Source organism: Streptomyces sp. NBC_00876, assembly GCF_045207435.1.
Classification (GTDB): domain Bacteria; phylum Actinomycetota; class Actinomycetes; order Streptomycetales; family Streptomycetaceae; genus Streptomyces.
The window spans coordinates 3,223,987-3,246,454 of the sequence record NZ_CP108800.1 but is presented as its reverse complement, the minus strand read 5'-3'; the positions used below and the strand labels follow the sequence as shown (position 1 = coordinate 3,246,454).

At 70.4% G+C, this 22,468-nt stretch carries 20 protein-coding genes and 3 pseudogenes; 12 read left to right on the top strand and 11 right to left on the bottom strand.

All coding sequences use genetic code 11. The features are described from left to right. Positions 1–28: 28 nt before the first annotated feature. Entirely contained in the window at positions 29–1,357 is a 1,329-nt protein-coding gene (locus OG782_RS14150; protein WP_406459053.1) for a hypothetical protein, read from the top strand. A 158-nt stretch (positions 1,358–1,515) separates the two neighbouring features. Here OG782_RS14150 and OG782_RS14145 read toward each other — a convergent pair whose 3' ends face one another. Further along, entirely contained in the window at positions 1,516–3,006 is a 1,491-nt protein-coding gene (locus OG782_RS14145; RefSeq protein ID WP_406450849.1) for a peptide MFS transporter, read from the bottom strand. A 420-nt stretch (positions 3,007–3,426) separates the two neighbouring features. Between OG782_RS14145 and OG782_RS14140 the strand changes: the two genes are divergently transcribed. Continuing rightward, positions 3,427–4,104, top strand: coding sequence for a response regulator transcription factor (locus OG782_RS14140; protein ID WP_018524728.1), 678 nt, complete (start codon positions 3,427–3,429; stop codon positions 4,102–4,104). A 15-nt stretch (positions 4,105–4,119) separates the two neighbouring features. Further along, positions 4,120–5,385: an ATP-binding protein gene (locus OG782_RS14135; protein WP_406450847.1), complete on the top strand. Its 1,266-nt coding sequence runs from the start codon at positions 4,120–4,122 to the stop codon at positions 5,383–5,385. Between the two features lie 36 nt (positions 5,386–5,421). Here the strand turns inward: OG782_RS14135 and OG782_RS14130 are convergent, their stop codons facing one another. Further along, entirely contained in the window at positions 5,422–6,012 is a 591-nt protein-coding gene (locus OG782_RS14130) for a GtrA family protein (protein WP_406450845.1), read from the bottom strand. 110 nt (positions 6,013–6,122) lie between these two features. Between OG782_RS14130 and OG782_RS14125 the strand changes: the two genes are divergently transcribed. From OG782_RS14125 to OG782_RS14115, 3 genes are read left to right on the top strand one after another with little or no spacing between them, the layout of a single operon-like run. Further along, entirely contained in the window at positions 6,123–7,337 is a 1,215-nt protein-coding gene (locus OG782_RS14125; RefSeq protein WP_406450843.1) for a 5-(carboxyamino)imidazole ribonucleotide synthase, read from the top strand. Further along, positions 7,334–7,873, top strand: a complete 540-nt coding sequence (purE, locus tag OG782_RS14120; protein WP_406450841.1) for a 5-(carboxyamino)imidazole ribonucleotide mutase — start codon at positions 7,334–7,336, stop codon at positions 7,871–7,873. Before OG782_RS14125 ends, purE begins: the two co-directional genes overlap by 4 nt. A gap of 5 nt (positions 7,874–7,878) precedes the next feature. Next, positions 7,879–9,075 (top strand): dipeptidase, encoded by a 1,197-nt coding sequence (locus tag OG782_RS14115; protein WP_406450839.1) that lies wholly within the window; start codon positions 7,879–7,881, stop codon positions 9,073–9,075. 25 nt (positions 9,076–9,100) lie between these two features. Here OG782_RS14115 and OG782_RS14110 read toward each other — a convergent pair whose 3' ends face one another. Together OG782_RS14110 and OG782_RS14105 are read right to left on the bottom strand one after the other, a co-directional pair. Then, positions 9,101–9,472 carry a VOC family protein gene (locus OG782_RS14110; protein ID WP_406450837.1) on the bottom strand — a complete coding sequence of 124 codons (372 nt, stop codon included), beginning with the start codon at positions 9,470–9,472 and terminating at the stop codon, positions 9,101–9,103. Between the two features lie 86 nt (positions 9,473–9,558). Continuing rightward, positions 9,559–10,902 (bottom strand): UDP-glucose dehydrogenase family protein, encoded by a 1,344-nt coding sequence (locus tag OG782_RS14105; RefSeq protein WP_406450835.1) that lies wholly within the window; start codon positions 10,900–10,902, stop codon positions 9,559–9,561. A 175-nt stretch (positions 10,903–11,077) separates the two neighbouring features. Here OG782_RS14105 and OG782_RS14100 point away from each other — a divergent pair, with 175 nt between their 5' ends. Further along, on the top strand, positions 11,078–12,235 hold the full coding sequence (locus tag OG782_RS14100; protein ID WP_406459051.1) for an acyl-CoA dehydrogenase: 1,158 nt from the start codon (positions 11,078–11,080) through the stop codon (positions 12,233–12,235). 152 nt (positions 12,236–12,387) lie between these two features. Next, entirely contained in the window at positions 12,388–13,590 is a 1,203-nt protein-coding gene (locus tag OG782_RS14095; protein ID WP_406450833.1) for an AAA family ATPase, read from the top strand. Between the two features lie 137 nt (positions 13,591–13,727). Here the strand turns inward: OG782_RS14095 and OG782_RS14090 are convergent, their stop codons facing one another. The 3 genes and pseudogenes from OG782_RS14090 to OG782_RS14080 all read right to left on the bottom strand — a co-directional run. Beyond that, complete coding sequence (locus tag OG782_RS14090) at positions 13,728–13,997, bottom strand: hypothetical protein (protein ID WP_406450831.1); 270 nt, start codon at positions 13,995–13,997, stop codon at positions 13,728–13,730. 264 nt (positions 13,998–14,261) lie between these two features. Continuing rightward, positions 14,262–14,934, bottom strand: a pseudogene (locus OG782_RS14085) (DNA alkylation repair protein). A gap of 106 nt (positions 14,935–15,040) precedes the next feature. After that, a pseudogene (locus OG782_RS14080) lies at positions 15,041–15,583 on the bottom strand (hypothetical protein); the annotation flags it as partial. 8 nt (positions 15,584–15,591) lie between these two features. On the opposite strand from OG782_RS14080, the pseudogene OG782_RS14075 reads away from it, so the two are divergent. After that, positions 15,592–16,299 (top strand): annotated as a pseudogene (locus OG782_RS14075) (DUF5753 domain-containing protein); the annotation flags it as partial. Beyond that, positions 16,296–16,505 (top strand): DUF397 domain-containing protein, encoded by a 210-nt coding sequence (locus OG782_RS14070; protein WP_406450829.1) that lies wholly within the window; start codon positions 16,296–16,298, stop codon positions 16,503–16,505. The pseudogene OG782_RS14075 and the gene OG782_RS14070, both read left to right, overlap by 4 nt. Positions 16,506–16,547: 42 nt before the next feature. Here the strand turns inward: OG782_RS14070 and OG782_RS14065 are convergent, their stop codons facing one another. The 4 genes from OG782_RS14065 to OG782_RS14050 are packed head-to-tail and all read right to left on the bottom strand — an operon-like array spanning position 16,548 to position 20,454. Next, entirely contained in the window at positions 16,548–17,750 is a 1,203-nt protein-coding gene (locus tag OG782_RS14065; RefSeq protein ID WP_406450827.1) for an ABC transporter permease, read from the bottom strand. Beyond that, complete coding sequence (locus OG782_RS14060; RefSeq protein WP_406450825.1) at positions 17,747–18,664, bottom strand: ABC transporter ATP-binding protein; 918 nt, start codon at positions 18,662–18,664, stop codon at positions 17,747–17,749. Before OG782_RS14060 ends, OG782_RS14065 begins: the two co-directional genes overlap by 4 nt. After that, positions 18,661–19,848 (bottom strand): peptidoglycan-binding protein, encoded by a 1,188-nt coding sequence (locus OG782_RS14055; RefSeq protein ID WP_406450823.1) that lies wholly within the window; start codon positions 19,846–19,848, stop codon positions 18,661–18,663. The genes OG782_RS14060 and OG782_RS14055 overlap by 4 nt, the downstream gene beginning before the upstream one ends. A gap of 3 nt (positions 19,849–19,851) precedes the next feature. After that, complete coding sequence (locus OG782_RS14050) at positions 19,852–20,454, bottom strand: hypothetical protein (protein ID WP_406450821.1); 603 nt, start codon at positions 20,452–20,454, stop codon at positions 19,852–19,854. Between the two features lie 151 nt (positions 20,455–20,605). Between OG782_RS14050 and OG782_RS14045 the strand changes: the two genes are divergently transcribed. Together OG782_RS14045 and OG782_RS14040 are read left to right on the top strand one after the other, a co-directional pair. Then, positions 20,606–21,259, top strand: coding sequence for a response regulator transcription factor (locus OG782_RS14045; protein ID WP_406450819.1), 654 nt, complete (start codon positions 20,606–20,608; stop codon positions 21,257–21,259). 10 nt (positions 21,260–21,269) lie between these two features. Continuing rightward, a complete protein-coding gene (locus OG782_RS14040; RefSeq protein ID WP_406450817.1) occupies positions 21,270–22,424 on the top strand; it encodes a sensor histidine kinase in 1,155 nt (384 codons plus the stop codon). Positions 22,425–22,468: the final 44 nt, after the last annotated feature.

Below are 22,468 nucleotides of genomic sequence, written 5' to 3'. Positions count from 1 at the left end.
CAGGACGGTCGCGGCGGGAGTCGCGATGATGATCGGCGGGGCGGGCATGCTGCTGGCCGCGAGTCCGGCCCAGGCCGCCGACATCTCGTACAAGACGGAGTGCATACCCCCGGCGATCTCCGGACTGCCCGCCGTACAGGGCACCACGAAGGTGCAGGTGACCGCGCCCGCCACGGCGAAGGTCGGGGACACCGTCGAGGTCGTGTGGAAGACGGTCCAGGCCGCCTCCAGCAACCCCGACGTCATCGACCTCGAGAAGGACGCCATCAAGCCGACCGGCACGATCAAGCTGGGCGGCGCCGCCACCGGGGACCTGAAGATGGAGGGACCGCGGCAGAACCCGCCGATCCCCAGGAAGAGCCCGATGGTCCTGCCGGACATGAAGGGCTCGCTGAAGCTGGAGAAGGCGGGTGATCTGACGCTGACGCCGGACGGGTACAACATCAACGTCTCCAAGCCGATCTCCACGGACACCAAGTGCTCCCCGAAGGAGGCGGTCCAGCCGGGCGCGACCATCAAGGTCACGGACGGCTCGGGCACCACCGGCGGTACGACGGCCGGTGGCACCACGGCAGGCGGCACGACCGCAGGTGGTACGACCGCGGGCGGTACGACGTCCGGCGGCACGACGTCCGGCGGTACCACCAGTGGGGGCACGACCGCGGGCGGTACGACGGCCGGGGGCTCCACCGGGGGCTCCGGCGGGACCACCGACTTCCCGGGCAAGGAAGTCGCCGTCAACTACACCTGCACGTCCCCGGGCCCGGGGAACATCGCCTCCAAGGTGACGGTCAACGCCAAGAAGAACGGCGGGAGCTACGGGCTCACGGTCAAGACGGCCAAGGGCGTGATGGACAGCCCGGCCGACCTGCCCGCGCGTGCGCTCAAGCCGTCCATGAAGATCATGGTCGGCGGCGCCGACAAGGGCTCCGTCACCGTCACGGGACCCGGAAACCCCCAGCCCCTGCAGAAGGACAAGCCGGTCGACCTGCCCGACATGACCGGCACGTACAAGCCGGGAGCCTCCGGCAAGTCCACGCTCACCCCCGGCACCCTGACGATCGATGTCACGCTGGGCACCGCGAAGATCAACATCCCGTGCACGGTCAAGGGCGCCGTGAAGGCGTCGCTCGAACTCGACACCACCGCCCAGCAGGGCGGTGCCTCCGGCGGCGACGCCACGGCGTCCGGCGGAGCGGCGGCGGGCGGCAACGCCTCCGGCGGCGGGCTCGCGGCCACCGGTGCCGAGGACAACGGCGCCCTGCGCGCCCTCGGCCTGGTCGCCGGCACGGCGATCCTGCTCGGCGGCGCGGTGTTCACCTTCACCCCGTGGCGCCGGCTGCGCGCGGGCCGGTGAGCTGAGCCCGTGCACACGTCGGCCGCATGCGGGCCGGTGAGCTGAACCCCGTACACACGGAAGGGGCCGCCGCACCGTCGAAACGGTGTGGCGGCCCCTGCGCCGTGCGGTCAGTACGTCCGTACGTCCGTACGTCAGTAAGTCAGTACGTCAGCGGGTCAGCGCACGTCGCCCATGAGCTCCGTGACCTTCCTGCGGTACATCCAGATGGCCAGGGCCGCGACGATCGCGAGCGCCGCCTCCAGGCCGACCAGGCCGGTTCTGTTGAGATCGACACCGGCCAGCGACAGCAGGCTGGTGGTGCAGTCGCCCGCGGTGACGGCCAGGAACCAGACACCCATCATCTGGCTGCCGTACTTCGCCGGAGCCATCTTCGTGGTGACCGACAGGCCGACGGGGGAGAGGCAGAGCTCGCCGACGGTCTGCAGGAAGTAGATCGAGACCAGCCACATCGGGCTGACCTTGTCGCCGTCCGTGGCCATCGTCAGCGGCAGCATGAAGACCAGGAACGAGACGCCGACCAGGAAGAGGCCCGAGCCGAACTTGACGACCGTGCTCGGCTCCTTGCCGCGCCGGTTCAGCGCCAGCCAGATCCAGGCGACGACCGGGGCCAGCGCCATGATGAAGACCGGGTTCACCGACTGGTACCACGAGGTCGGGAAGTGCACGCCCAGGAGGCTGTTGGTGGTCGAGGACTCACCGAAGAGCGACATGGTCGAGCCGCCCTGGTCGTAGATCATCCAGAACACGGCCGCGGCCACGAAGAACCAGATGTAGCCGGACATCTTGGACTGCTCGGTCCGCGTGAGGTCCTTGTCCCGCTTGATCCGCACCAGCACGGCGACCGGGATGACCAGACCGGCGACGGTGATCGGGACGAGCGCCCAGTTCAGCGTGTAGATGTCGGTCGCCACGATCACGCCGTAGAAGACGACGGCGGCGATCAGCCACATCAGGCCCTTGCGCAGCGTCGTGCGGCGCTCCTGGTCCGACAGCGGCTTCGGGACGATGCTGCTGCGCGCGCTCAGGTGGCGCGTACCGATGAGGAACTGGGCCAGGCCCAGCGCCATACCGAGAGCGGCGATGGCGAAACCGAGGTGCCAGTTCACCTTCTCGCCGATCGTGCCGATGATCAGCGGGGCGGCGAAGGCACCGAGGTTGATGCCCATGTAGAAGACGGTGAAGCCGCCGTCGCGGCGCGGGTCGTCCGGACCGTCGTAGAGGTGGCCGACCATCGTCGAGATGTTGGCCTTCAGCAGACCGGAACCGAGGGCGACCAGCGCCAGACCGGCGAAGAAGGTGCCGGATCCGGGCAGGGCCAGCGTGAGGTGTCCGGCCATGATGATCACGGCCGAGACGGTGACCGTCTTGCGGGGACCCCAGACCCGGTCGCCGAACCAGCCGCCGGGCATGGCGAGCAGGTAGACCATCGCCATGTAGATGGAGTAGATCGCGGTGGCCGTCGCCGCGTTCATGTGCAGGCCGGAACTGGAGACCAGGTAGAGCGGGAGCAGCGCCCGCATGCCGTAGAAGCTGAAACGCTCCCACATCTCGGTCATGAAGAGAGTGGCCAGACCGCGGGGGTGGCCGAAGAACGTCTTCTCTCCACCAGCGGTGCTCGCCGGGTCCTTCGTCAGGCTGGACGCCATGATCGATCCTTGCTTGCTCGGGACGCGACGCCTCGTGAAGCGGTACGCGCCCGGTGGGGGGAGGCCGGCACCGACGCGGGTACGCCCACCACGTCGGGATCCACGCCCGGTGCGCCCTCATCGGCGTCCCGGGCCCGGCCACAGGTCATTCACTGAAATTCGGGGCTGGTGGGGACCAGCCCGCACATAAAAAATGACCCTTGGCGCTCATAGCTGCCCAAAGGTCATCGAGTAGTGCATTAGGCGTTGAGACACCATACGACACGACAGAGCCGGATATGAAAGGACTTGAGACATGGATCACAGGTCCAGGCGCAACCACACTCCCATATTCGAAGGTCCTATCGTGAATGAGGCGCAGACCCGCAGGGCTGCTGGATCACCGCACCCCTTGTCGTCTGCGCGGACTACCATCACTGCATGACCCGTGTACTGCTCGCCGAGGACGACGCATCCATCTCGGAGCCGCTGGCCCGCGCCCTGCGTCGGGAGGGTTACGAGGTCGAGGTCCGCGAAGACGGTCCGACCGCCCTCGACGCCGGCCTCCAGGGCGGCATCGACCTGGTCGTACTCGACCTGGGACTGCCCGGCATGGACGGCCTCGAGGTCGCCCGCAGGCTCCGCGCCGAAGGCCACACCGTGCCGGTCCTGGTGCTGACGGCCCGGGCCGACGAGGTGGACACGGTCGTCGGCCTCGACGCCGGAGCCGACGACTACGTCACCAAGCCCTTCCGGCTCGCCGAACTCCTCGCCCGCGTCCGGGCCCTGCTGCGCCGCGGTGCCACCGAGCCCGCCCCGCAGCCCGCCACCCACGGCGTCCGCATCGACGTCGAGTCGCACCGCGCCTGGATGGGCGACGAGGAACTCCAGCTCACCGCCAAGGAGTTCGACCTGCTGCGGGTCCTGGTCCGCGACGCGGGCCGGGTCGTCACCCGTGACCAGCTGATGCGCGAGGTCTGGGACACCACCTGGTGGTCGTCCACCAAGACCCTCGACATGCACATCTCCTGGCTCCGCAAGAAGCTCGGCGACGACGCCGCCAATCCCCGCTACATCGCCACCGTCCGGGGCGTCGGCTTCCGCTTCGAGAAGAGCTGACGTACAGAAGCAGTCATGCGCCGACGACTGATCAACTCCACCCTCGCCGTGGTGCTCGTGGTGATCGCCGTCTTCGGCGTCTCCCTCGTCATCGTCGAGACCCGCACCATCAGCAGCAGCGCCCAGGAGAGCGTCGACTCCGAGGCGCTGCGGCTGATCAGCGTCATCGAGAGCCGGCTCCTGGGCGCCGAGCGGATCAACCCCGGGGTGCTGGCCGAACAGATCGACGACAAGCGCTACGCCCTGGTCAAGATGCCGGGACGCGCACCCATCGAGGTCGGCGACCGCCCCACCGGCAGCGTGATCACCGCCACGGAGGAGGGTGAGCACGGCGAGAAGGTCACCGTCGAGGAGTCCCGCTCCGCCGTCACCCGCGAGGTCGGCCGCACCCTGATGATCATCGGCGCGGTGGCGCTGCTCGCCATCGTCTCCGCCGTCCTGCTCGCCGTACGCCAGGCCAACAAGCTCACCTCGCCGCTCACCGACCTCGCCGAGACCGCGGAACGACTGGGCTCCGGGGACCCCCGCCCGCGCCACAAGCGGTACGGGGTGCCGGAGCTGGACCGGGTCGCCGATGTGCTCGACGCCTCCGCGGAACGGATCGCCCGGATGCTGACCGCGGAGCGCCGGCTCGCCGCCGACGCCTCCCACCAGCTGCGCACCCCGCTCACGGCCCTCTCCATGCGGATCGAGGAGATCTCCGTGACCGACGACCCGGAGACGGTGAAGGAGGAGGCGCACATCGCCCTCACCCAGGTCGAGCGGCTCACGGATGTGGTCCAGCGGCTGCTCACGAACGCCCGTGATCCACGGACGGGCTCCGCCGTCGTCTTCGACCTGGACGAGGTCGTCAAGCAGCAGATCGAGGAGTGGCGCCCGGCCTACCGGGGCGAGGGCCGCGCCATCGTCCGCTCCGGCAAGCAGGGACTGAGCGCGGTCGGCACGCCCGGAGCGGTCGCCCAGGTGCTGGCCGCGCTGATCGAGAACTCACTCATGCACGGCGGCGGTACGGTCGCGCTGCGCACCCGGGTCACCGGGAACCAGGCGGTCATCGAGGTGACGGACGAGGGCCCCGGCGTCCCCGCCGACCTGGGGGCGCGGATCTTCGAGCGGACGATCAGCGGCCGCAACTCCACGGGCATCGGCCTCGCGGTCGCCCGCGACCTCGCGGAGGCGGACGGCGGCCGCCTGGAACTGCTCCAGCAGCAGCCCCCGGTCTTCGCCCTCTTCCTCAGCCGGGTGGCCCTGAACAGAAAGGAACCGGAACGCCCGGTGAGGTGAACCGACCCGCGCGCCCGCCCCCGGCCGCACCCGGGGCTACCGCCGCGCCGTATCCGCCTCGGCCCGCACCACAGGCGCAGGTACCGGCGCAGGCGCAGGTACGGAGACAGCCGCGTCCCCCACGGACTGCGCAGGCCGCACGGATTCCTCCGGGCTCAGGACCACCTCTTTGTCAGGCAGCCCCTCCGCGGCGTCGGGCAACGCCTTGAACACCCACGTCCGGTAGGACCAGAAACGGAACAGCGTCGCGATGCCGATCCCCAGGATCTTGAAGACATTGCTCTGGACCGGGCTGTTCCAGCCGAACCCGTACGTCGCCGCGTACAGCACCCCGGTCTCGATGACCGCACCCACCGCGCTGAACAGCAGGAACAGCGTCAGCTCCCGGGTCCGGCCGCTCTTGTCGCGGTCACGGTAGGTCCAGTAGCGGAAGCCGACGTAGTTGCAGAGGATCGCGACGAACGTCGCCAGCAGACCCGCCCGCACCGTGGGGATGTCCGTGTAGCGCCACAGCAGGTTGGACACGACGATATTGACGACCAGGCCGACCGCGCCGACCACGCCGAACTTGGCGACCTCCCGGGCCAGCAGATCCAGCCGGGCCCGCAGTGCGCCCCGTTCGCTCATGTGATCGCTCAGCCCGTCTGTCGGTTCGGCTCCATGTTCCGTCAACCTGCCCATGCTAACCAGGCCGTCCGTCCGCTGCCTGTGCGTACCGGTACAGGTGTGGCGAGGCTGTGACACGTACGGCCCACTGCCCGGCCCGCAGGGCATCGTCGGGTGGCTCCGGAGGGTGCGGATACCCTGGAGGAGTGACGTTTCCGGTAGTCGGCATGGTCGGTGGCGGTCAGCTCGCCCGTATGACCCACGAGGCGGGCATCCCCCTCGGCATCAAGTTCAAGCTCCTCAGCGACACCGCTCAGGACTCGGCGGCCCAGGTCGTGAGTGAAGTCGTCGTCGGCGACTATCGCGACCTGGAGACGCTGCGTGCCTTCGCGCGCGGCTGTGACGTGATCACCTTCGATCACGAGCACGTGCCCACCGAGCACCTGCGGGCCCTGGAGGCGGACGGCATCCCCGTGCGCCCCGGACCCGACGCTCTGGTGCACGCCCAGGACAAGGGGGTGATGCGCGCGAAGCTCACCGAGATCGGCGCGCCCTGCCCCCGCCACCGCATCGTGAAGGACCCGGCCGACGCCGCGGCCTTCGCCGAGGAGGTGGGCGGCTTCCCGGTCATCCTCAAGACCGTGCGCGGCGGCTACGACGGCAAGGGCGTCTGGGTGGTCCGCTCCGAGGCGGACGCGGCCGACCCCTTCCGGGCCGGTGTCCCGGTCCTCGCGGAGGAGAAGGTCGACTTCGTACGGGAGCTGGCGGCCAACATCGTCCGCTCGCCGCACGGCCAGGCCGTCGCCTACCCGGTCGTCGAGTCGATCCAGGTCGACGGCGTCTGCGACACGGTCATCGCCCCGGCCCCCGAGCTGGACGAGCGGCTCGCGGGCGAGGCCCAGCAGCTCGCCCTCCGTATCGCCGCGGAGCTCGGTGTCGTCGGCCACCTCGCCGTCGAACTCTTCGAGACCCGGGACGGGCAGATCCTCGTCAACGAACTGGCGATGCGCCCGCACAACTCCGGGCACTGGACCCAGGACGGTGCGATCACCTCGCAGTTCGCCAACCACGTCCGGGCCGTCCTCGACCTCCCGCTCGGCGACCCGCGCCCGCGCGCCACCTGGACGGTCATGTCCAACGTCCTGGGCGGCGACTTCCCGGACATGTACCAGGCGTATCTGCACTGCATGGCCCGCGACCCGCAGCTCAAGATCCACATGTACGGCAAGGACGTGAAGCCCGGCCGCAAGGTCGGCCACGTCAACACCTACGGCGACGACCTGGCGGACGTGCGCGAGCGCGCCCGGCACGCGGCCGACTACCTGCGAGGAACGATCACCGAATGACTTCCCCCGCCTCCACCGCGCCGGTCGTCGGCATCGTCATGGGCTCGGACTCCGACTGGCCCGTCATGGAAGCGGCGGCCAAGGCGCTCGACGAGTTCGAGATCCCCTACGAGGTCGACGTCGTCTCCGCCCACCGCATGCCGCGCGAAATGATCGCGTACGGCGAGAACGCCGCGGGCCGCGGCCTCCGGGCGATCATCGCGGGTGCGGGCGGCGCCGCCCACCTGCCCGGCATGCTCGCCTCGGTCACCCCCCTGCCGGTCATCGGCGTACCGGTCCCGCTGAAGTATCTGGACGGCATGGACAGCCTCATGTCCATCGTGCAGATGCCCGCCGGCATCCCGGTCGCCACCGTCTCCATCGCGGGCGCGCGCAACGCGGGCCTGCTGGCCGTCCGCATCCTCGCCGCGCACGACGCGGAGCTGCGGACCCGCATGACGGAGTTCCTCTCGGATCTGAACGACCAGGCCACTGAGAAGGGCAAGCGCCTTCGCAGTAAGGTCGGCAACCCCGACTCCTTCGGTTTCGGAAAGTAGGAGCAGTGACGGACCGGCTGGAACAGGCCAGGGAACTCCTCGCGGAGTACCCCGTCGTCGACGGACACAACGACCTGCCGTGGGCGCTGCGCGAACAGGTCGGCTACGACCTGGACGCGCGGGACATCGCCACCGACCAGTCCGCCCACCTCCACACCGACATCCCCCGGCTGCGCGCCGGGGGTGTCGGGGCCCAGTTCTGGTCCGTCTACGTACGGTCCGACATGCCGGGCGGCGAGGCCGTCGCCGCCACCCTGGAACAGATCGACGTGGTCGCCGAGCTGCTGGACCGGTACCCCGCCGACCTGCGCCGCGCGCTGACGGCCGACGACATGGAGGCGGCCCGCGCCGAGGGCCGGATCGCCTCCCTGATGGGGGCCGAGGGCGGCCACTCCATCCACAACTCGCTGGGCACCCTGCGAGCCCTGCACGCACTCGGCGTCCGCTACATGACGCTGACGCACAACGACAACATCCGCTGGGCCGACTCGGCCACGGACGCCCCGGGCGTCGGCGGGCTCTCCCCGTTCGGCCACGAGGTCGTACGGGAGATGAACCGCACCGGCATGCTGGTGGACCTCTCGCACGTGGCGGAGACCACGATGCGCGACGCGCTCGCCACCTCGGTCGCGCCGGTGATGTTCTCGCACTCCTCCTCGCGGGCGGTCTGCGACCATCCGCGCAACATCCCCGACGACGTCCTCGCGCAGCTGCCGGCCAACGGCGGCATCGCCATGGCGACCTTCGTACCGAAGTTCGTCCTGCCGGAGGCCGTCGCCTGGACACAGGCGGCGGACGACAACCTGCTTGCGCAGGGACTGCACCACCTGGACACCACCGAGCGGGCGATGAAGGTCCACGCCGCGTTCGAGGCGACGAACCCCCGCCCGATGGCCACCGTCGCCACGATCGCCGACCACCTCGACCACATGCGCGAGGTCGCCGGCATCGACCACATCGGCGTCGGCGGCGACTACGACGGCACCGCGTTCCTCCCGCAGGGCCTCCAGGACGTCGCCGGCTACCCGAACCTGATCGCGGAGCTGCTGGGCCGCGGCTGGTCCACCGCCGACCTGGCCAAGCTCACCTGGCAGAACGCCGTACGGGTGCTGCGCGCCGCCGAGGACGTGGCCCGGGACCTGCGCACCCGCCGCGGCCCGTCCCACGCCACGATCGAGCAGCTGGACGCCCCGGCGCTCTGAGCGGACCGGGCCGGGGCTCCGGCCGTCAGCAGGCGCAGAGACAGAACGGGTGCCCCACCGGATCGGCGTACACCCGGAAGCTTCGCTCCCGGTCCGCCGCGTCGAGCACCGTCGCACCCAGCGCCAGCACCTCCCGCTCCGCCGCGTCCAGATCCGGCACCTTCAGGTCGAGGTGGAACTGCTGCGAGCCGTCCGTGCCCGGCCACCGCGGTGGTACGAAGTCGGGCGCGCCCTGGAAGGCGAGCGGCGTGCCGAAGTCGCCGACGAGGTCGACCCAGTTGTCGCCGGCGTCCTCCATCGCAGTGATCTCTCCGCCCAGCAGCCCGGCGTAGAAGCCGGCGAGTGCCATGGGGTCCGGACATTCCAGGACGACAGCACCCAGTGTGGCAAGGGCCATGGTGATTCCTCCTCGGGCAGAACTGATCGGTCGGCTGAGAAGTGGGTCGGCCGAGAAGCGGCCGAGAAGCGGCCGAGGAGCGGTGGTCAGGCCTTCGGCCGTCCCATCGCCCGGTACGTCCACCCGGCCTCGCGCCACACCGCGGGGTCGAGCGCGTTGCGCCCGTCCAGGACGATCCGGCTGCCCGCCACCTCGCCCAGCGCCTCCGGGTCCAGCTCGCGGAACTCGCGCCACTCCGTCAGGTGCAGCACCACATCGGCGCCGCGCACGGCGTCCAGGGCGGTGTCGGCGTAGCCGAGCGTGGGGAAGAGGCGCCGGGCGTTGTCCATGCCCTTGGGGTCGAAGACCGTGACCTGTCCGCCCTGGAGGTGGATCTGCCCCGCGACGTTCAGCGCGGGCGAGTCGCGTACGTCGTCCGAGTCGGGCTTGAACGTCGCGCCCAGCACGGCCACCCGCTTGCCGAGGAACGAGTCGCCGCCCACGGCCTCCCGGGCCAGCTCCACCATGTGACCGCGGCGGCGCATGTTGATGGAGTCGACCTCGCGGAGGAAGGTCAGCGCCTGGTCGGCGCCCAGCTCACCGGCGCGCGCCATGAAGGCGCGGATGTCCTTGGGCAGGCAGCCGCCGCCGAAGCCGATGCCCGGGCGCAGGTACTTCTTCCCGATCCGCTCGTCGTGTCCGAGCGCCTCGGCGAGCTTCATCACGTCGCCGTCGGCGGCCTCGCAGACCTCGGCCATGGCGTTGATGAACGAGATCTTGGTGGCGAGGAAGGAGTTGGCGGAGGTCTTCACCAGTTCGGCGGTCGGGAAGTCGGTCACGACGAACGGGGAGCCCTCCGCGACCGGCCCCGCGTACACCTCGCGCAGCAGCTTCTCGGCACGCTCGCTCTCCACGCCGACGACGATCCGGTCCGGGTGCAGCGTGTCGTCGACGGCGAAGCCCTCGCGCAGGAACTCCGGGTTCCAGGCCAGCTCCGCCCCGTCGCCCACCGGCGCGAGCTCGGCGAGCCGCGCCGCGAGCCGGGCCGCGGAGCCGACGGGCACGGTGGACTTGCCGACGACCAGGACGGGCCTGGTCAGAAGCGGTGCGAGCGATTCGAAGGCGCTGTCGACGTAGCTCATGTCGCAGGCGTACTCGCCGTGCTTCTGCGGCGTATTGGTGCAGACGAAATGCACATCGCCGAACTCGGCGACCTCTTCCCACGACGTGGTGAAGCGCAGCCGCCCGGTGGCGCCCTCGATGCCCGCGACGTGCTTCTTCAGGATCTCCTCGAGCCCCGGCTCGTACATCGGGACCCGGCCGGCCGACAGCATCTCGATCTTCTCGGGCACGATGTCGAGCCCGAGGACTTCGAAGCCGAGCTCCGCCATGGCCGCGGCGTGGGTGGCGCCGAGATAGCCGGTGCCGATCACAGTGATCCTGAGGGCCATGTAGTGCTCCAGTGAGATGCGGACAGGCGTGCGGTGAACGAGCATAGTCCTGCCCGTGAATCGTCCCTTTCCGGCTGTCGTGAAGCTCACGGCCCGAGCGCGTATGCCTTTGCCGGGGTGGGCACCTAAAATTGGGTTACTTAACGGTAGTTAGCACCCTTGGGGAGTGAGCGTCTTGGCGGGTTCGACCGATTTCGACCTGTACCGTCCGGCCGAGGAGCACGAGATGCTCCGTGAGACGGTGCGTGCGCTCGCCGAGGCGAAGATCGCCCCGTTCGCGGCCGCGGTCGACGAGGAGGCCCGCTTCCCGCAGGAGGCGCTGGACGCCCTCACCGCCGCCGACCTGCACGCGGTCCACGTACCCGAGGAGTACGGCGGCGCCGGCGCCGACGCGCTCGCCACGGTCATCGTGATCGAGGAGGTGGCCCGCGCCTGCGTGTCCTCCTCCCTCATCCCGGCCGTGAACAAGCTCGGCTCGCTCCCGGTGATCCTCTCCGGCTCCGAGGACCTGAAGAAGAAGTACCTGGGCCCGCTCGCCAAGGGCGACGCGATGTTCTCGTACGCCCTCTCCGAGCCGGACGCGGGCTCCGACGCCGCCGGCATGAAGACGAAGGCCGTGCGCGACGGCGACTTCTGGGTCCTCAACGGCGTGAAGCGCTGGATCACCAACGCGGGCGTCTCCGAGTACTACACGGTCATGGCCGTCACCGACCCGACCAAGCGCTCCAAGGGCATCTCGGCGTTCGTCGTCGAGAAGTCGGACGAGGGCGTCTCCTTCGGCGCCCCGGAGAAGAAGCTCGGCATCAAGGGCTCCCCGACGCGCGAGGTCTACTTCGACAACGTCCGCATCCCCGCCGACCGCATGATCGGCGAGGAGGGCACCGGCTTCGCCACCGCGATGAAGACCCTGGACCACACCCGCATCACGATCGCGGCCCAGGCACTCGGCGTCGCCCAGGGCGCCCTCGACTACGCCAAGGGCTACGTCCAGGAGCGCAAGCAGTTCGGCAAGCCGATCGGCGACTTCCAGGGCGTCCAGTTCATGCTCGCCGACATGGCCATGAAGCTGGAGGCGGCCCGCCAGCTCACCTACTCGGCCGCCGCCAAGTCCGAGCGCCTCGACAGCGACCTCACCTTCTTCGGCGCCGCGGCCAAGTGCTTCGCCTCCGACGTCGCGATGGAGGTCACCACGGACGCGGTCCAGCTCCTCGGCGGCTACGGCTACACGCGGGACTACCCGGTGGAGCGGATGATGCGCGACGCCAAGATCACCCAGATCTACGAGGGCACGAACCAGGTCCAGCGGATCGTCATGGCCCGCAACCTGCCGTAACGGCGATACGCGCCTGCGCACCACCGGCACAGCACACAGCGCCCCGCACCCGGACCGTCCCGGGTGCGGGGCGCTGGGCCGTGCCGGGAACCCGGCCCGGCCCATGGATCGCAGGCCGCCGGGATGGCCGTACCTGCTGTCAGACTGACCGGATGCAGGACAACAACCATTTCTCGCTGACCAGGGTGCGGCTCCGGCACTACCGCAGCATCGCGGAGGCAGACGTCGCCCTGGGGCGGCTGCTGCTGCTCGTGGGGCCCAACGGGTCGGGCAAGAGCAACTTCCTCGACGCGCTGAGGTTGCTCTCCGAGTCGCTGCAGACCTCGCTCGACCAGGCCCTGCGCAGTCGTGGCGGAGTGGGGGAGGTGCGGAGGCGGTCCACCGGGCATCCGATGCACTTCTCCATCGATCTGGAATTCCGGGGGCCCGGATACGAGGGCGAGTACGGGTTCGAAGTCGCTGCGGTGCGGGGAGGCGGGTTCCGGGTCGCCCGCGAGCATTGCGGGGTGTGGCTCGACGAGCGGCGCCAGGAGGGGAAGCGGTACGCGGACGCCAGGTTCCGTATCGACAAGGGCGTGCTGACGGACTCCTCGGAGCCGGTGATGCCGCCGGTGAGCGGACAGCGGCTCTACCTGGTCTCCGCAGCGGGGCTCGACGCCTTCCGTCTCGTCCTCGACGGCCTTGCGGGGATCAGCGTCTTCAGCCTGAACCCTGATGTCATGCGCCAACCGCAGACGCCCGACACGGGTGACTTCCTGCATCGTGACGGCGCCAACATCGCCAGCGTCCTCCACCGGCTGGAGCCGGCGGACAAGGCCAGGGTCGAGGCGTACCTCCAGCAGATCGTGCCCGGCATGCACGAGGTGTCCCGCTCCGAGCTGGGCAACTGGGAGACACTTGAATTCGCTCAGGACGTTCCCGGGGCGAAGAACCCCTGGCGGTTCCAGGCCCAGTCGGTCTCCGACGGGACGCTGCGCGCCCTCGGGGTGCTGGTGGCGCTGTTCGCCGGGACGGGTTCCACGCTCAGTACGGTCGGGATCGAGGAGCCCGAGAGCGCCCTGCACCCGGCGGCGGCCGGTGTCCTGCTGGACGCCCTGCGCGACGCGAGCGAGCGGCGCCAGGTGATCGTGACGAGCCACAGCCCCGACCTGCTGGACCGCCATGACTTCGAACTCTCCCAGCTGCGCGCGGTCCGTTCGATCGGCGGCGAGACGCGGATCGGGCCGCTCGACGCGGCAGGGGCGCTGGCCATGCGGGAACAGCTCTACACACCAGGGGAGTTGCTGCGTACGGACCAGCTGCTGCCGGAGGACCCGGTAGGCCCGGGGCCTGAGCTGGCCCGCAACCTGCCGTAACGGCGATACGCGCCTGGCAGCGGACGCCGCGGGCGGAGCTTCAGCGCCCCGTGACCGACTCGTTCCGGTCGAACCGGCCGAATTCGTCGAGGTAGTTCGGCCTCTCGAGGACCTCGCCGATGCCGTCACGGAAGTACTCAGACGCGGGGGATATCCGGCTTCGCCGCGATGAGCATGCTGCGGGGGATCACCACGAGGCGTTCGTCCCGACTGATCGAAACTCCGTCGGGCAGCCGGGTGCCGAGGGAGGCGGTGAGATCACGTCCGATCACCGCGATGTCGCCGTTCTCCAACTCCCAGATGTCTGGGCATTCAGGACCGGAGTTGGTCGCCCCCAGTTCCAGGGCCGACTTACCCAGACGCTTCTTGAAGGTTGTCTCCGGGTCTGCTTCCCACGGCCTGCTCATGATGCCGCCCCTCTGTCGCCTTGTGCTTCAAGTTATCAGTGACGGTCAATCAAGTGACTTGTCCAGCAAGGGAGTTGGCTAGATCTGGCTGAGTCGATTGAGGCCGCCCCTCAGATGCCTCGGTCAGGAAGGGACAGTGGCCGGCGGGCGGGGCGCGGGCAGTGTCGTCAGCTGCGAGCGGAGATCACCCAGCGAGATCGCTCGCGAGCTCCTACGGGTTGTGCAGGCAGGGGTGAGTGAAAGCAGAGGTGGGGAGGCGGCGTCCTAGCTGTCGCCCCGCCGCCGCAACAGCTCGGTGATCCAGATGGGCGCGTACGGAGACGTGCAGCCCGGCGGAGTCGGGTAGTCCTTGAGTACTTCCAGCCGCTCACCGATGCTGATCGCGCGGGCGCGGTATTCGGGGTGCTCGATCCCGATCCGGGCCAGGCAGTGGTTCATCGCCCACTGGAGGCGTTCCGGGGGCGTCCTTCATCGCCGCCTCGATGACGTCGAGCAGCCCTGCGAGGTCGAGGCCCTCGGGCTTCTTCGCCACGCGCTCGGTGGTCAGCGCCCAGCCGGCACTCGCGACCACCGGGTCCGGATCGGCGGACCAGGCCACGCGTAGCTCTTCGGCGTGCGGGCTCTTCTTCACCACGTAGTTCACGAGCCAGTCGTGCACCTTGGGCCTGTGCGCCTCGCGCAGCATGACGTCCAGTTCGTCACGCTCGAACGCCTTCGGGCGGCAGATCAGGATCGCCACCAGCCTTGCCGCGGTGTCGCCCGTCTGTCAGAGCTCGTGGGAGATGTCCTGCTGGGTCTTCAGCCGCTTCGCGAGCGCGCGCAGCCTGCTGAGGTTCACCCCGTGATCGTCGCCGTGCCTCTCGTTGACCGCGCGCGCCTTCGGGTCCTCGAGCTCGACGAGCTCGGCCACCACCTCGGCCACGGTCGTCTCTGTCATCTGCGCCTCCTGCCCGTTTCGTCCGAGATCGAGCGTACGACGGGATCCGGCGAGCGTGCTGTGGCCGCCGCCCATCCGGGCCGTGGTCACAGCGACCCAGGCGGGACTACATGTCGGCGAAGACTTCCTCGGCGGAGGCGGCGGTGGTGGCGCGGGTGAGCCACTGGTGCATGAGCTGGGGGTCCTTGCAGGTGCCGATCTTCTCGCGGGCCTCGTCGGTGAGGGCGATGCCGCGTACTTCGAGGATCAGCAAGAGGTCTTCGGCCTGGCCCTTTGCCTGGCCTTCGGCTCGGCCTTCGTCCCGGATTTCTTCGGACATGAAGGATTTGTAGAAAGAGGTATCCACGGCCACCAGGTTCCTCCGCTGTTGTGCGGCCGGGCGGTTGCCCAGGCCCTGTGCGGTGAGCTCGACGATGGGGTCGGCGATGTCTTCCGGTGCCTCGCGCAGTGCGGCGGACAGCGTTTTCAGTATGGCACCGACGTCTGGATTGTCGGCGTGTGTGATGGCGGCGAGGGTGGCGAGTGCGAGGTCCTTGCGGGCTTCGGCGACGTTGGTGATGACGGGCATGTTGTGGGGTCCGGCGACGAGTGGGTTGAGTGTGAGGGTGGGCCATTGGGGGAGGCCGATGGTGATGGGGGTGGCGGCCCATTGGGGCGATCGGTTACGGGGAAGACCTGGTCTACAAGGTGGAGGGCGGGCGGCGCATCCCCCGGCCCGAGTTCCTGGACCGGGCCGATGCTGTGCTCGGCGCGGGCGGCCAGCTCGCTTCTATGAAGCGGGACGTTGCGGAGGTCCGGTACCCGAAGAAGGTGCGGGATCTTGCGAAGCTGGAGGCGCGTGCCGTAGAGGTTGCGGTGTATGCCGAACATGGCATCCATGGCTTGTTGCAGACGGAGGGTCATGCTCGGGCGCTACTGGAGACGCGCCAGCCTTCGTACTCCCGGGACGAAGTGGAGCGCGGAGTAGCGGCCCGTATGGCCCGACGTTCGATCTTCGACCGCTCGCCTGCTCCTGCGCTCACCTTCGTTCAGGAAGAGGCCGCGCTGCGGCGGCCTATCGGAGGCAGAATGGAATGGCGCCGCCAGCTGGAACGGCTGTTGGAGATTGGGCAGTTTCGGAATGTATCGCTGCAGATCATGCCGCTCAACTGTGAGACTCACCCTGGGCTGGATGGCGGGATCGAAGTGCTGAAGTTCGGAGACGGTACGGCCGTGGGGCGCTCTGTAGGTGCGTTCAACGGACGCTCCGTTTCTGATCCGAGGCAACTCCGAGTCCTTGACCTGCGATGTGGCATGATCCGGGCCCAGGCCTTGACACCAGCGGAGTCACTGGCCTTCATCGAGCGAGTGCGGGGAGAAACATGATCCACAATCCCTCTGCCGGGGACGCTTCTGCGATGGAGTGGTTCAGAAGCAGCTACAGCGACAGCAGCAGCGGAAACAACTGCGTCGAGGTCGCCGCCGCATCCCACACCGTCCACGTCCGCGACTCCAAGCACACCCACGGCCCACGCCCCACCCACACCCCGCATGCCTGGGCGGCCTTCGTCGCCTTCGCCTCCCAGCGCTGACCCGGACCGCCCCTGCACAGGCCCCCCGCACAGGAACCCCCCTCACACCGAGCTCAGCGCCTCCGTAGGTGTCAGCCGGGCCGCGCGTGTCGCCGGGTAGAGGCCGGCGACCGTGCCGATCAGGGCTGCCGAGGCGACGCCCGCCAGCAGGACGCCCACCGGCATGACGACGGGCCAGCCCTGGGTGACGGACCAGCCTGCCGTGATCAGCGCGCCCAGCAATACGCCGACCGCGCCGCCCGAGCCGGACAGGGCCACGGACTCGGCCAGGAACTGGATGCGGATCTGGCCGCGTCCGGCTCCCAGTGAGCGCCGCAGGCCGATCTCCGGGCGGCGTTCCAGGACCGAGATCACCATCGTGTTGGCCACGCCCACACCGCCGACGAGCAGGGCCACCGCGCCCAGCCCCAGGAAGAGCGACGTGAAAGCGGACTTGGCGGCCAGCTGGGCCTCCAGGGCGTCGGAGGGACGGCTCACCCGTACGTCCTGCGGGCTTTGCGGGTTGGCCGTGGCGGCCAGCACACCCCGTACCGCTTCGACGGACTCGTCGGCCGAGCGTTCGTACACCGTGGTCGGGTGGCCTTCGAAGGCGAACAGGTCGCGGGCGGCGTCCCAGCCGATCAGGGCCGAACGGTCCAGTTCCGGGGCGAGTGCGACGGGGGAGAGCAGGCCGATCACCGTGAACCACCGTTCCCCGATGTAGACCTGGCGCCCCGTCCGGTCGATGCCGAGCCGTTCGGCGGCCACCGAGCCCAGGACGACCGACGGATAGCGGCCGGTCGCTCCGTTGAGGAAGACCCCCTGGCCCACCGAGCCGCCGACCGTCGGCAGCAGATCCGTTCTGGCCGCGGCCACGCCGATCCCGCCGCCCGCCAGCGGGTCGATACGGTCCGTCCGGCGCACGGTGACACCGGAGAGCTGGGCCGTTGCCGTGACCGATTCGACCGGACCGATGCGACCGACCATCTCCACAGCGTCCGACGGGAGTTGGGCGTCCTGGCCGAACAGGTCGCGGCCCGGTGAGACCGTCAGCAGGTTGGTGCCGAGGCGGCTGATCCGGTTCGTGAGGTCGGCCTGTCCCGCGTTGCTGATGCCGAGCACCGCGACCATCGCGGCGATTCCGATCGCGATCCCGAGCGCGGACAGCACCGCACGCGTCGGGCGGCTGCGGATGCCGACCAGCCCGACGCGCACGATGTCGGCGGGCAGGAGGCGGGAGGGGGTGGGGAGTTCGGATGCTCTCATCGGGCGGACTCCTCGGCAGCCGGGTACGGAGCCGGGTGGTCCGGGTGGTCCGGTGGCGGGGCCGGGTTCGGGGCCGGGTGGGCCGGGTGCGTAACTGGGAGGTCCGGGTTCGGGGCCGGGTGGTCCGGGTGGTCCGGTGGCGGGGCCGGGTGCGGAGCCGGGTGGGCGGTCGAGTCCTCGACGATCTCGCCGTCCAGCAGTGCGACCCTGCGCGGCAGTTGTTCGGCGAGCGCCGAGTCATGGGTGATGACGACGATGGTGGTCCCCTGCGCGTTCAGGCCGCGCAGGAGCGCCAGCACGCCCGCGCCCGCCGCCGAGTCCAGGTTGCCGGTCGGCTCGTCGGCCAGGATCACGGCCGGGCGGATCGCGATCGCACGGGCGATGGCGGTCCGCTGCCGCTCACCGCCGGACATCTCGTGCGGCTGGTGCCACAGCCGGTGGCCCAGCCCCACCCGTCGCAGTGCCGCGACCGCCAGCGCGCGCCGGCGGCGGGCCGTGATGCCGTGGTAGAGCAGCCCCTCGGCGACGTTGTCGACGGCGCTGCGGCCGGGGGAGAGGAAGAACTGCTGGAAGACGAAGCCGATCCAGCGCGCCCGGACCGCCGACAGCCGCCGGTCGTTCAGCTCGGCGACGTCGTGACCCCGCAGCAGCACCCGGCCGGTCGACGGGCGGTCCAGCGTGCCCATCAGATGGAGCATGGTCGACTTCCCGGAGCCGGAACGGCCCACCACGGCCAGGAGTTCACCGCCCCGTACATCGAGGCTCGCCCCCCGCAGCGCGTGCACCCCGCCCGGGTAGGACTTGGACACGTCCTCCAGCCGGATCACCGGAGCCTCGTCCTCGCTGCGGTCGGCGGCGCGGACCGCCGGATCCGGCGCACCGCCCCGCGACGGCGCCGTGCCCGGTTTCCTCATGCGCTCGGCACCTCCACCCGCATGCCCTCGGTGACCCCGTCGCCGGACACCTCGACCTTGCCCTGGGCGAACGCCCCGAGCCGGACCCGTACCAGCCGCCCCTGCGGCGTCTCGACCGCGTAGCCGCCCTCGGCGAGCGCCAGGAGTGCCGGGACCGGGACGGCGAGGACGTCGTCCCGGCGGTCGCTCGTGAAGTCGACGGAGACGGGGGCGCCGTCCAGGCTCCCGACGTCCTTGGGCCGGGTGAGGGCCACCCGGACCGCGATCGTGGCGTTCTGCGCGGCGGTGTCCCGGTCGGCCGTACCGCCGTCCCGGCCGGCCGTCTCCGGTTCGCTGGCCACCGTGCCGACCCGGGTGACCTTGCCGCCGGTCGTGGCGCCGCCCGGCAGGCGGACGCGGACGGTCGCGCCCTTGCGGGCCAGCTGCTGCTGGGCGACAGGCATGTCGACCGTGACGACGCGCTGCGTACCGGAGAGCGTCAGGAGCTCGCCCTCGGCGGGTGCGCCGATGATGCCGCGCGTCTCCGTCACCCGTACGGAACCCGGCTCGACGAGCGCGTCCCCCGGGGACACCTTGCCGGTCTCCTCGTGGCCGAGGTCCTCCTGCCAGTCCCGTACGGCGTCGGCGGTCCCGGACGAGTAGTGGTCGTCGTCGGCGAGCTGGTCGCCGTGGCCGAGCTTCTTGAGGTTGCGCTTGAGGACACGTACATCAGGGCCGTCCGCCACGCCCTCGGAGAGCTCCCGGTACAGCGGCGTACCGCCGTAGAACAGCGGCACGTCCACCCCGGCGACGGCATAGGCCCGGTCGCCGCGCTCCAGGGTCGTGCCGGCGTCGGGCAGCCAGGTCACGATCGCGCGGCCGGAGCCGGCGACGGTGTAGCGCCCGTCGTATCCGAGCGTTCCGTCGACCCGCTGCGTCTGGACGAGATCGGTCCGGGTCACCGTGGCCGTCGCGGTCCGCGCGCCTGCGGCTGCGGGGGTCGCTCCGTCGTCCTGGCGCAGCAGGAACGCCGTACCCGCCCCGGCCGCCGCCAGGACCACCAGGGCGGTCACCAGGAGCACGCCGCGCCCGCGCCGGCGCGGGGGCCGCCCGCCGTCGTCGTCGAGGTCCGCGGCTTCCGGCGGGTCCGCGGGGCCGGGCACGAAGGCACCGGTCTGCGGCAGCCGGTCGACATCGTCACTCATCGGTCACTCGCCTGCCGAGGGCGAGGCGGAGCCCGTTCCCGCACCGATGGACGTACGGCAGGCCGTGATCGCCTCGCGCGCCTCGGGGCTGCTCGCCGCCCCGCTCAGCTGGAGGGGCTTGCCGGGCTCGGGGTCGGCGACGTCCAGGCCCTTGCCGCGCAGGCAGGCGGCGAGAGCGACGGCGCGGTCCTGCGCCGTGCTGTCGGTGCTGTCCTTCGCCCCGCCGCCGAGCAGCTTCTGGCACTCGGCGAGCGCCGTCTGCGTCTTGGCGTCGCCCTTGGTGCCCGCCGGGAGCTGCACGTTCTCCTCGCCCGGCGCAGGGTCGGGGATCTGGACACCGTTCTTGCGCATGCACCGGGCGAACGCCACCAGCTGGTCCTGCCGGCTGCCGCTGGGGGAGTCGGAGGCCGACGCGGTCTTCTTCGCGTCGTCGTCCCCGGCGCTCGCGACCCCCGGCGAATCGGATTCGCTCGAACACGAGGCCAGCGCCAGCATCGCGGCCGCGGCGACGGCCACGGCCGCAACCGCCGGACCGGCCCGGCCCCTGACACGGCGGGGCCGGCCCGCCTCCTGCTCCGATGCGTTCGTCCCGGTCCTGACTGCCACGGTCGTGTCCCTTCCTCGCCATGCCGTGTGTGCGTCCACAGATGTACGGGGGAAGGGGTTGCCGCACGGTTTCCGCCCGTGCATACGGTGGCGAAACACCGGGGCGGGTATCACGTTGACCGGTGACGTCGGCAGACAGGGGAACGGGTCGATGCGGGTGCTGGTGGCGGAGGACGAGGCGATGCTCGCCGAACTGGTCGCGGAGGGGCTGCGGCAGTACGGGATGGCCGTCGATGTCGCCCTGGACGGTGACGCGGCCCTGGAGCGGCTCTTCGTCAACGACTACGACGTCCTGGTCCTGGACCGCGACCTGCCGGGAACGCACGGCGACGAGGTGTGCCGCCAGGTCGTCGCCTCCGCGGCCCGTACCCGCATCCTGATGCTGACGGCGGCGGGACAGACCGGCGACCTGGTGGCGGGCCTGGCCCTCGGCGCCGACGACTACCTCTCCAAGCCCTTCGAGTACCCGGAGCTGGTGGCCCGCGTCCAGGCCCTGTTCCGGCGCGCGACCCGGGCGGTGCCCCCGGTGCTGGAACGGGCCGGGGTCACCCTGGACATGCCGCGCCGGCAGGCCTTCCGCGACGGCCGCTATCTGCGGCTCTCGCCCAAGGAGTTCGCCGTGCTCGAAGTGCTCCTCGTCGCGGAGGGCACGGTCGTCAGCGCGGAGGAGCTGCTGGAGCGGGCCTGGGACGAGAACGCCGACCCGTTCACCAGCGCCGTACGGATCACCATGAGCAAGCTCCGCGCCAAACTGGGCGAACCGTGGCTGATCGAGACGGTGCCCGGCAGTGGCTACCGGATCTGAGGGGGCCGGGATGCCGGAACCGACCGTGAACCCGCGCCGGCACCGGCGCTCGGTGCGGATGCAGCTGACCGTCCTGTACAGCCTGGTCTTCTCCGTCACCGGCCTGCTGCTGCTCGGCCTGACCAACCTGCTCTTCCGTACGAGGATCGGCGCCACGACCGTGACGGTCGTACCGAAGAGCGAACTGCCCACCGGAGGCGTCTCCACACTCACGCCCAACCAGCTGGCTGCGGTGGCCGAACGGCTGCGCGGCGACGCGCTCGAACAGCTGATGCTGATGTCCGTGCTCGCCCTGGTCGTGATGCTGCTGGTCTCGGTCGTCCTCGGGTGGTGGATCGCCGGCCGGGTGCTGCGCCCCCTGCACACCATCACGGCCACCGCGCAGCGGCTGTCCGCCGCCAATCTGCACGAGCGGATCGCTCTGGACGGCCCCGACGACGAACTCAAGGACCTCGCCGACACGTTCGACGCCCTGATGGACCGGCTGCACGCGGCCTTCGAGGCGCAGCGCCGCTTCGTCGCGAACGCCTCCCACGAGCTGCGCACCCCCCTCGCTGTACAGCGGGCCGCGATCCAGATCCGGCTCGGCCGGGCCGGGCCCGGGGATCTGCCCCGGATCCAGGAGGAGTTGCTGGAGACCAACCGGCGCAGCGAGCGGCTGATCGAGGGGCTGCTGACCCTGGCCACCAGCGACCGGGGCCTGGACCGCCATGAACCGGTCGACGTGGCACAGACCGCCCTCGAAGCGGTCGGCCAGTGGCAGCCGGCGATCAAGGAGGCAGGTCTGCGTGCCGAGCTGGACCTGCGGCCGATGACGGTGACGGGCGATCCGGTGCTGCTGCTCCAGCTCGTCTCCAACCTCGTCCAGAACGCCGTACGCCACAACGTGCCGGGCGGGACCCTGGAGGTGGCCACATCGGCCGCGGACGGGCTCGTGGTCCGCAACACCGGTGCCGTCATCGCCCGCCACGAGGTCCAGGGGCTGCTGGAGCCCTTCCGCAGGCTGTCCCGGCAGGGCGAGGGCGTCGGCCTCGGCCTGTCCATCGTCCGCTCCATCGCACAGGCCCACGGCGGCACGGTCGAGCTCACCGCCCGTCCCGGCGGCGGTCTGGAGACCCGGATCGCCCTGGCCGCGACCGCACCTTCGCAGCCGGTTCCGGCGTGACGGGAAGCCCGGCGTGACCACCGGAAGCCCGGCGGGGCGGCGCG